The organism is Streptomyces sp. NPDC006372, assembly GCF_040612515.1.
Lineage (GTDB): Bacteria > Actinomycetota > Actinomycetes > Streptomycetales > Streptomycetaceae > Streptomyces.
Map to the genome: position 1 here is coordinate 407,920 of NZ_JBEXQJ010000004.1, position 7,062 is coordinate 414,981.

Annotated in this window: 5 protein-coding genes; all 5 read left to right on the plus strand. The window is 70.7% G+C overall.

Annotated elements, in window-relative coordinates:
• Positions 1 to 9: 9 nt before the first annotated feature.
• The gene (dacB, locus tag ABZ016_RS11420; protein ID WP_356916320.1) at positions 10 to 1,590 is read left to right on the plus strand and encodes a D-alanyl-D-alanine carboxypeptidase/D-alanyl-D-alanine-endopeptidase; all 1,581 of its coding nucleotides are present in this window, start codon (positions 10 to 12) and stop codon (positions 1,588 to 1,590) included.
• Positions 1,591 to 1,693: 103 nt separating this feature from the next.
• Complete coding sequence (locus tag ABZ016_RS11425) at positions 1,694 to 2,827, plus strand: zinc-dependent metalloprotease (protein WP_356916321.1); 1,134 nt, start codon at positions 1,694 to 1,696, stop codon at positions 2,825 to 2,827.
• Between the two features lie 195 nt (positions 2,828 to 3,022).
• Positions 3,023 to 4,060: a tRNA lysidine(34) synthetase TilS gene (gene tilS, locus ABZ016_RS11430; protein ID WP_356916322.1), complete on the plus strand. Its 1,038-nt coding sequence runs from the start codon at positions 3,023 to 3,025 to the stop codon at positions 4,058 to 4,060.
• Between the two features lie 59 nt (positions 4,061 to 4,119).
• On the plus strand, positions 4,120 to 4,680 hold the full coding sequence (hpt, locus tag ABZ016_RS11435) for a hypoxanthine phosphoribosyltransferase (RefSeq protein ID WP_356916323.1): 561 nt from the start codon (positions 4,120 to 4,122) through the stop codon (positions 4,678 to 4,680).
• Between the two features lie 185 nt (positions 4,681 to 4,865).
• Entirely contained in the window at positions 4,866 to 6,908 is a 2,043-nt protein-coding gene (gene ftsH / locus ABZ016_RS11440; RefSeq protein WP_356916324.1) for an ATP-dependent zinc metalloprotease FtsH, read from the plus strand.
• The last annotated feature ends 154 nt before the right edge of the window (positions 6,909 to 7,062 follow it).

Here is a 7,062-nt window from a genome sequence, read left to right on the forward strand (position 1 = left end):
AAGGGGCTGGTGGTCGTGCCAGAGCTGAGGCCTTGGCGGGCCGCGAGACCGCACGTGGTGCGGATCGCGGACGCCGTACGACCGCGGCTGGGCCGGGTCGCCGCAGCCGCGAAACCACGGGTCGCGCGGCTCGCACGGGCCGGGAAACCGCAGGTCGCGCGGGTCACGCGGCCGAAGACCTGGCAGTACACCGCGGGCGCCGCCACCGCCGGGCTGGCACTGGCCGCCGGCGTGGTGACCGCCACCGGTCCCTGGGACTCCTCGGGTCAGCGTACGGCCGAGCGGGACCGGGCCGCCGCCCTCGGCCGCGTGGGTGGCACAGATCACGGCCGGTTCCCCGGCGCACCCGAACAGCCCCGGCCCGCCCCCAGCGCCGCCCCGGTGCTGACCGGCCTCGGCGGCATCAGCACCGTGAAGTCCGCCCCCGACGGCAAGGCCCTGGCGAACGCCCTGACGCCGCTGCTGAAGGACCCCGCGCTCGGACCCCGCCCGGCCGCGGCGGTCGTGGACGCCACGACCGGCCGGCGCCTGTACGGCACGGACCCGGACGCCGCGCTCACCCCGGCCTCGACGACGAAGATCGCCACGGCCGTCGCCGCACTGTCCGCGATGGGGGCCGACCACCGCCTCACCACCCGCGCCGCCCTGGAACCCGACACGAACGAAGTCGTCCTGGTCGGCGGCGGCGACCCCACCCTCACCGCCCGCGAGAACCCCGGCGGCTGGGCCAGCCTGCGCGTCCTGGCCGACAAGACGGCCGCGGCCCTGGCCCAGCGCGGCGTCCGCGAGGTGACGCTCTCCTACGACACGACCCTCTACGCGGGCACCGAAATGCACCCGATCGGAGTCAACCCCAATCTCGCGCCCCTCAGCCCCCTGATGGCCGACGAAGGACGCACGAACGACTCGACGAGCGGCCCGGTGCGGCGCGTGGAGGACCCGGCCGCGGACGCGGCCCGCCGCTTCGGCGACCTCCTCAAGTCCCGCGGCATCAAGGCCACCGCCCCCGGCCCGTCCAAGGCCACGACCCGCGCCAAGACCCTCGCCGCGGTCTCCTCGCCCCCGCTGTCCGCCCTGGTCGAACGCATGCTGACCAACAGCGACAACGACATCGCGGAGGCCCTGGCCCGCCAGACGGCGCTCGCCTCGGGCGAGCGCGCCGACTTCGCCGGAGCCGACCGGGCGATCACCGGCCGGCTCCGCAGACTCGGCCTCCCCCTCGACGGCGCCTCCTTCAAGGACGGCAGCGGCCTCGACCGCGCCGACCGGCTGACACCGGCCCTCCTCACCGCCCTGCTGACCGAAGCGGCCGACCCCGCGCACCCCGAACTCCGCCCGGCCCTCACCGGCCTGCCCGTCGCCGGCTTCACCGGCACCCTGACCACCCGCTACGCCGACGGCGCAGGCGGCGCGGTCCGCGCCAAGACAGGCACCCTCACCGGCGTCAACACCCTCGCCGGCACGGTGGTCGACCAGGACGGCCGCCTGCTGGCCTTCGCGTTCATGGCCAACGACACGACGGACCCGGAGGCGGCCCAGAAGGCCCTGGACAGAGCGGCCACGACACTGGCGAGTTGCGGCTGCCGCTAGCGGGTGGGCACGGCACACAACGCCGAGTATCCGCGAACGGACCTCGACGTATCCCGCCCTCGTCGCCCTGCCCCACCGGCGAGGGCTCACGTACGGTTGACGCATGACGAGCATCGGTGGTGCTTCAACCGGCATGGTCGACTGGAATCTCGCGGTCGCGACCGCGACCCGGCTCGTACGGCCGGGCCCCGACGTCAGCCGCGACGAGGCGAGGGCCGTCGTCGCGGAACTGCGGCGGCACGCGAAGGCCTCGGAGGAACACGTCCGGGGCTTCACTGGTCTGGGCACGGAAGAGGGCCACGACACCCCCGTCCTGGTCGTCGACCGCCCGGGGTGGATCCGGGCCAACGTGGCCGGCTTCCGCGAGCTCCTCAGGCCCCTCCTCGACAAGATGCAGGAACGGCGCGGCAACACCCCCGGCGGCGCGGTCATGAGCGCGGTCGGCGGCAAGGTCACCGGCGTCGAGCTCGGGATGCTGCTGTCCTTCCTGGCCTCCCGCGTCCTCGGCCAGTACGAGACCTTCGCCCCGGCCGCCCGCGACCTCCCGGCCGGCGGCAACGGCAACGGCGGCGGCCGGCTCCTGCTCGTCGCCCCGAACATCGTGCACGTGGAACGCGAACTCGACGTCGACCCGCACGACTTCAGGCTCTGGGTCTGCCTCCACGAGGAGACCCACCGCACCCAGTTCACAGCCGTGCCCTGGCTGCGGGACCACCTCGAGGGCGAGATCCAGGCGTTCCTCGAAGAGACCGACGTCGACCCCATGACCGTCCTGGAACGCGTCCGGGAAGCCGCCCAGACCCTCGCCGGAGGCCGCCCCGAGGGCGAGGAGGACGACGGCGGGCGCTCCCTCGTGGAGATTGTCCAGACGCCCGCCCAGCGCGAGATCCTCGGCCGCCTCACCGCCGTCATGTCCCTGCTGGAAGGCCACGCCGACTTCGTGATGGACGGAGTCGGCCCGGACGTCGTACCGACCGTCGGCGAGATCCGCGAGAAGTTCCAGCAGCGCCGCGCCAAGGGCGCCTCCCGACTGGACCTGGCCCTGCGCAAACTGCTCGGCCTGGACGCCAAACTCCGCCAGTACCGGGACGGCGAACGCTTCGTACGAGCCGTCGTCGACGAGGCCGGCATGGACGGCTTCAACCGCGTCTGGACCTCGCCCAACACGCTCCCCACCAAAGCGGAGATCGCCAAACCGGCGGACTGGATCGCGCGGGTGCACCGACGGGCCGAGTAGTGAACTACGCCGAGAGGTCGTGAAGGGAAACCGGCGGACGGCAGGCGAACGCCCCTTCAATCACCCGTCCGAGGGACCGTGAGCGAGGGGTAGGCGTGCAATGCTCGGGGAACGGCCCGTTTCTGTCACCATCTACACACTCTGCGTGACCGGCATCGGGCTCACCCCCCGAAAACTTCATGAAGGGAACCGGACATGGGTCCCCATCCTGCGGTCGCGGCGATACGCCTGGCGGTCCGCCGCGTCCTCCACGACCTCCTCACCGAACACAACCGCACCACAGCCGCACCCCCGCACGCCCCCTCGCACGAGCCGCCACCCCCGCCGCTCGTGCTCGTGGCGTGCTCCGGCGGCGCCGACTCCACGGCCCTGGCCTCCGCCCTCGCCTTCGAGGCCCCCAGACTCGGCATCCGCGCCGGCGGCGTGACCGTCGACCACCAGCTCCAGCCCGGCTCCGACGTGCGCGCTGCGGAAGTCGTCCTGCGCCTGCGCGAACTCGGCCTCGACCCCGTCGACTCCGTCACCGTGACCGTCGGCCGTTCGGGCGGTCCCGAAGCCGCCGCCCGTGACGCCCGCTACGCCGCCCTCGACACCGCGGCCGAACGCCACGGCGCCGCCGCGGTCCTGCTCGGCCACACCCGCGACGACCAGGCCGAAACCGTCCTCCTGGGCCTCGCCCGCGGATCCGGCATCCGCTCGCTGTCCGGAATGGCCGCGGTCTCGGGGGCCGGCGGCCGCTACCGGCGCCCCTTCCTGGAACTCGACCGGCAGACCGCCCGCAAGGCCTGCATGGTCCAGTCCCTGCCCGTCTGGGACGACCCCCACAACGCCGACCCGGCCTACACCCGCTCCCGGCTCCGCCACGAAGGCCTGCCCGCCCTGGAGAAAGCCCTCGGCAAAGGCGTCGTCGAGGCCCTCGCCCGCACCGCCCGGCTCTCCCGGGACGACGCCGACGCCCTCGACAGCTGGGCCGGCGAGGCAGAGGCCACGGTCCGCGACGCCGCCGGCCATCTGGAGTGCGCCAAGCTCTACGCCCTGCCGCCCGCCGTACGCCGCCGCGTCCTGCGCCGGGCCGCCATCGCCGCCGGCGCCCCCGCCGGCTCACTGTTCGCCCGCCACATCGAGGAAGTCGACCGGCTGATCACCGGCTGGCGCGGCCAGGGAGCCATCAACCTCCCCGGCAAGGTCGTGGCCCGGCGGCAGGGTGGCAGACTGGTGATTCGGCAAGGCTGAACCACGGCCCCTCCGAGCAGTCGGTGCGGGGGCCGTTCGGCCAGGGACGACCGAAAGTGATGCGGGTGGACGCGAAAGACATGGGTGCCGACCTCCAGCAGGTGCTCATCACCAAAGAAGAGATCGACGCCAAGCTGGCCGAGCTGGCAGCGAAGATCGACGCGGAGTACGCGGGCAAGGACCTGCTGATCGTCGGCGTCCTCAAGGGCGCGGTGATGGTCATGGCCGACCTCGCCCGGGCGCTGTCCACCCCCGTCACCATGGACTGGATGGCCGTATCCTCGTACGGGGCGGGCACCCAGTCCTCCGGTGTGGTGCGGATCCTCAAGGACCTCGACACCGACATCAAGGGCAAGCACGTCCTCATCGTCGAGGACATCATCGACTCCGGCCTCACCCTCTCCTGGCTGATCTCCAACCTCGGCTCGCGCGAGCCCGCATCCCTCAAGGTGTGCACCCTGCTGCGCAAGCCCGACGCCGCCAAGGTCGCCATCGACGTGGAGTGGGTCGGCTTCGACATCCCCAACGAATTCGTCGTGGGCTACGGCCTCGACTACGCCGAGAAGTACCGCAACCTCCCGTTCGTCGGTACGCTCGCGCCCCACGTGTACGGCGGCTGAATCCCGGCCGGGGTGCCGTGAACGTGATCGGGAACCCCAGCGGCCTTCCCGCCGTTGGAGCATGCGTAGACGGATCGCCAGCCGTCCCACGCAGCTTCAGGTGACAATGCTGGGGTACCGTCCGAAGAACAGTCTTTATCAAACTCACTATGGCAGGAGGGACGGGGCGACATCGCTCCGTATGGATGGACGTGAAGCGATACTTCCGTGGGCCGGTCATGTGGATCGTGCTGGCCGTCCTTGCCGTGGTCGTGTTGATGCAGGTCGTCGGCTCGTCCGGCGGCTACAAGACGGTGGACACCGGCCAGGTCGTCCAGGCGATCAACCAGAACAAGGTGGAGTCGGCCAAGCTGACCACCGGTGACGAGCAGACCATCAAGGTCACGCTCAAGGACGGCGTAAAGGTCGAGGGCAGCTCGAAGATCCAGGCGAGCTATATCGGCGACCAAGGCGTGGACATCGCCAACACGCTGCAGAACAAGTACCAGGACAAGCAGATCTCGGACGGCTACACGGTCTCGCCGTCCAAGCAGAACCCGTTCATCGGGATGCTGATCTCCTTCCTGCTGCCCCTCGTCCTCATCGTGGTCATCTTCCTCTTCCTGATGAACCAGATGCAGGGCGGCGGCTCCCGTGTCATGAACTTCGGGAAGTCCAAGGCCAAGCTCATCACCAAGGACACCCCCAAGACGACCTTCTCCGACGTCGCCGGATCCGACGAGGCCGTCGAGGAGCTCCACGAGATCAAGGAGTTCCTCCAGGAGCCCGCCAAGTTCCAGGCCGTCGGCGCCAAGATCCCCAAGGGCGTCCTGCTCTACGGGCCTCCCGGCACCGGCAAGACCCTGCTCGCGCGTGCCGTCGCGGGCGAGGCGGGCGTCCCCTTCTACTCGATCTCCGGTTCCGACTTCGTCGAGATGTTCGTCGGTGTCGGCGCCTCCCGGGTCCGTGACCTGTTCGAGCAGGCCAAGGCGAACGCCCCGGCGATCGTCTTCGTCGACGAGATCGACGCCGTCGGCCGCCACCGCGGCGCCGGCCTCGGCGGTGGTCACGACGAGCGCGAGCAGACGCTGAACCAGCTGCTCGTCGAGATGGACGGCTTCGACGTCAAGGGCGGCGTGATCCTCATCGCCGCGACCAACCGGCCCGACATCCTCGACCCGGCGCTGCTGCGCCCCGGCCGCTTCGACCGGCAGATCGCCGTCGACCGCCCGGACATGCAGGGCCGTCTGGAGATCCTCAAGGTCCACCAGAAGGGCAAGCCGGTCGCGCCCGACGTCGACCTGTCGGCCATGGCCCGCCGCACGCCCGGTATGACGGGTGCCGATCTGGCCAACGTGCTGAACGAGGCCGCCCTGCTGACGGCCCGCAGCGACAAGAAGCTGATCGACAACCACATGCTCGACGAGGCGATCGACCGTGTGGTCGCGGGCCCGCAGAAGCGGACCCGGATCATGTCGGACAAGGAGAAGAAGATCACCGCGTATCACGAGGGCGGACACGCCCTGGTCGCGGCGGCCTCCCCGAACTCCGATCCCGTCCACAAGATCACGATCCTGTCGAGAGGCCGCGCCCTCGGCTACACGATGGTGCTTCCGGACGAGGACAAGTACTCGACCACGCGCAACGAGATGCTCGACCAGCTGGCCTACATGCTGGGCGGCCGCGCGGCCGAGGAGCTCGTCTTCCACGACCCGACGACGGGTGCCGCCAACGACATCGAGAAGGCCACCGGCCTGGCTCGGGCCATGGTCACGCAGTACGGCATGACCGAGCGCCTCGGTGCGATCAAGTTCGGCGGGGACAACACCGAGCCGTTCCTCGGACGTGAGATGGCTCACCAGCGCGACTACTCGGAAGAGGTCGCCGCGCTGGTCGACGAAGAGGTCAAGAAGCTCATCGAGACCGCGCACAACGAGGCGTGGGAGATCCTGGTCGAGAACCGCGACGTGCTGGACAACCTGGTGCTGGCGCTCCTCGAGAAGGAGACGCTGGGCAAGGAGGAGATCGCCGAGATCTTCGCCCCCATCGTCAAGCGCCCGCCGCGGCCCGCCTGGACCGGCTCCTCCCGCCGTACGCCGTCCACCCGTCCGCCGGTCCTCTCCCCCAAGGAGCTGGCCCTGACGAACGGGGCGAACGGCGCGACGCCGGCGATCAGCACCGCGAAGAGCACCGCGGCGGAGCCCGCCCCGGCTCCCGAGCACGCCCCGGAGGAACGCCCCGAGAGCTGACCATCGCTCTCCCGGCGCCCTCACCGGGCCCGGAATGAAAGCCGCGCCCCCCAGGCTAAATCAACACCATCTGTCACTTACATCATGAGGAGCCGCCTGATGTCCGACTTCGTACCCGGGCTCGAGGGAGTCGTCGCGTTCGAGACGGAGATCG

Bases quoted from the DNA above. Each gene is read 5' to 3' on its own strand.
- ABZ016_RS11425 (WP_356916321.1), top strand. From the start codon at position 1,694: ATGACGAGCATCGGTGGTGCTTCAACCGGCATGGTCGACTGGAATCTC.
- tilS (WP_356916322.1), top strand. From the start codon at position 3,023: ATGGGTCCCCATCCTGCGGTCGCGGCGATACGCCTGGCGGTCCGCCGC.
- hpt (WP_356916323.1), top strand. From the start codon at position 4,120: ATGCGGGTGGACGCGAAAGACATGGGTGCCGACCTCCAGCAGGTGCTC.
- ftsH (WP_356916324.1), top strand. From the start codon at position 4,866: ATGGACGTGAAGCGATACTTCCGTGGGCCGGTCATGTGGATCGTGCTG.